The following is a 2,575-nucleotide window of genomic DNA, read 5'->3' as shown; positions in this document are numbered from 1 at the left end:
GAAATAGTTAATCAAGTAATTTTAGCGACTTACTAAAAAAACTTTACCAGGAATCGTAAAAAGAGCATCCCTTAAAAGGCGATTTTCTCTTACTAAATCAAATAAATAGCTTCTCGCGGACAGACACTAGCTAAATAGATTGTGTTTTCCATTGCAAATGTTTTTACCATCTTACTTCCGGATAACATTACATAAAAGAGGTTTGCAGATAAGCATATTTAAGGATTTAGAGGCTAGCATTGGCAATGTTAACCATTTAAGAAAGTCCGCAAGTTAAACTTAATTCCTGTACATTTCTGCCAAAAATTTCTATGCCGTGCCGCACAGTAGGCGTCGAGACTTTTCAAAGGGCTCGGTCCTGAACCATATAGGACAAAGTAAAACTGCGCTCAGCTACGTTCCATAAAACCGAGCAATTGTTCTCACTCCAATGAGTGGAGAACCCGATACGGGATATCCCGTAAAGTTATTACCCTGAGCGGGAATAATTGGTGGTGAGGATTGTTATTACTGTGGGTCCAGTTTAAAGAGGAAGATATCTCACTTTAGATGCTACTTTTATTTACCGCCCAACCTCCACACACTTTTCTTCCAGCAGATAAACAACGATCCCCACAAAACGTTGCCTATTTCCTGGCAAGCCCAGTTAAATGCTCTATTTATAGAAGGCTAGCGGAATTTATGTACTAAAAAAGATTGATCTGTATTGATTAAACCTGCTTACATTATGCTTACACGAAAAGGTTGAAACCAAAAAAGCACCTAGTCAAAATCGACTAAGTGCTTGAAATGACTGGTGGGCGAGGTGGGATTCGAACCCACGGCCTTCGGCTTCGGAGGCCGACACTCTATCCAGCTGAGCTACCCGCCCAAAGATGATGTGTGCCTTTATAACACGCTTCATTTAAAAATGAAAGACAAGTTTTTCTCTTGTAATATCAACGGTTAGCGCCTGTGGTTCGTTGAGTAACAAAGTGGCATTTACTCCGCCCCTTGTTTGTTAACCGCTCTGTTTCCCTGCAGGGTCAACTCGTATTTAACGGGTATTTGTTTACCCAAGAGTTTACCCCATTAAAGTTGGAGGGAACAACATGGCAATATCTGTTCGTTGTAAATCATGCCGGGCCGATTACAAATTGACCCACAAGAAGTGTCCTAAATGTCTAGCTGCATCACCGCCTAGTAAAGATCGTGTCTATAAGGTCAGGGTTAAATTTCCCGGCAACAAGTGGAGAACCAAGGTCGTGCATTCTCTTCTTGAAGCCAAAGCTATTGAAATTGAATTCATGACTGAGGCAAGGGAACTTGCAAGGGACAAGTCAAAGAGAAGGTCAGCTGATTGTACATTGAACGACCTTAACGACTCTTTTATTGAATGGTCTAAGCTGAACTGCTCATCTTGGAAGGATGACAAATCCAGGTACGCTAATCACGTCGAGCCTTACCTCGGCAAAAAGAGGGTTTCTAAGATTAAGCTTATAGACCTGGAGAAGCTTAAATCACATCTACAATCAATAGGGCTTTCTCCACAAACTGTTAAGCATGTTCTAGCTCTTGTTAGGCGAATATATAATTTCGGCATAGATCGAGGGCTTTATAAGGGCAACAATCCTTGCAACAGGTTGAAGATGCCTAAGTTTGATAATCAAGTATCAAACCCCTTGTGTGAAGAAGGCCAACAAAGGTTAAGGCAAACACTGGAAACATGGCAGAATCAGCGGGCAGCTTTGGTTGTACAATACGCAATGTTAACAGGTCGAAGAAGAGGGGAGATACTCAGGCTCACATGGGATCGTGTTGACCTTGAACAGGGCATCGTTACTTACCATGGAACTACTACCAAATCGGGCAAGACTCAAACGCTACCAGTATCAGCAAAGGCGCTCGAAGTATTAAATCAAGCCCTTGCCTTAAACAGCAACCAAAAGGAAGGGCTTGTTTTTCCCACAAGCACTGGCCGTTACTATTCGGGGTTCTACGTTATCTGGAGAAGGATAAGGAAGGCAGCTAATATTGATATACGCTTCCACGACTTGCGCCACACATATGCTAGCATCGTAGCCAGTTCCGGTAAGGTTCAAATGCACGTCCTGCAAGAATTGCTAGGACACTCAGATATAAAGATGACCAAGAGATATAGCCACCTGTTTGACCACGCATTAAGGGCGGCTGTGGAGATAGCAGTTTAACCTTCTTACCACTAACATTAATTCACAAATTAGCTATTCAATGAAGGAGAGCAATACCATGGCGAAAGAAAACGGAGACCTTACCCCAACAGATATCGTGAACATCCACAAGGCTAGCGGTGGAGTAGCGATCATAACCAAGATAATGACGGAGATTGAAACGAGTAGGGATTGTCAGGGGCAAGAATGCTTTCTTACCACACCTGACCTAGGCAAGCTACTTGACCTTCAATCGTTCCTTGGCGAATACATTGCAGATTGCGTATTCCACTGAATCCGGCCACCCATTCCAGTCGAAACCGGCCAGTCAGTCCACGTGATTCCGGCCACCTATTCCAGTGAAACTGGCCAGGTGGTCGGAGCGAAGCGACGCTGTTATTTTTTCA

General features: G+C 43.3%; 2 protein-coding genes and 1 tRNA gene. 2 read left to right on the top strand and 1 reads right to left on the bottom strand.

From position 1 onward, the window contains the following. Window positions 1–794: 794 nt before the first annotated feature. Window positions 795–871 (bottom strand) — tRNA-Arg (locus JWH17_RS23040). A 220-nt stretch (window positions 872–1,091) separates the two neighbouring features. On the opposite strand from JWH17_RS23040, the gene JWH17_RS23035 reads away from it, so the two are divergent. Both JWH17_RS23035 and JWH17_RS23030 read left to right on the top strand, forming a co-directional pair. Beyond that, window positions 1,092–2,189 carry a tyrosine-type recombinase/integrase gene (locus tag JWH17_RS23035; RefSeq protein WP_205225050.1) on the top strand — a complete coding sequence of 366 codons (1,098 nt, stop codon included), beginning with the start codon at window positions 1,092–1,094 and terminating at the stop codon, window positions 2,187–2,189. 58 nt (window positions 2,190–2,247) lie between these two features. Continuing rightward, complete coding sequence (locus tag JWH17_RS23030; protein WP_205225049.1) at window positions 2,248–2,463, top strand: hypothetical protein; 216 nt, start codon at window positions 2,248–2,250, stop codon at window positions 2,461–2,463. Window positions 2,464–2,575: the final 112 nt, after the last annotated feature.

The organism is Desulfogranum marinum (genome assembly GCF_016918565.1).
Classification (GTDB): Bacteria; Desulfobacterota; Desulfobulbia; order Desulfobulbales; family Desulfobulbaceae; genus Desulfogranum; species Desulfogranum marinum.
This window is presented reverse-complemented; position numbering and strand designations above follow the sequence as displayed.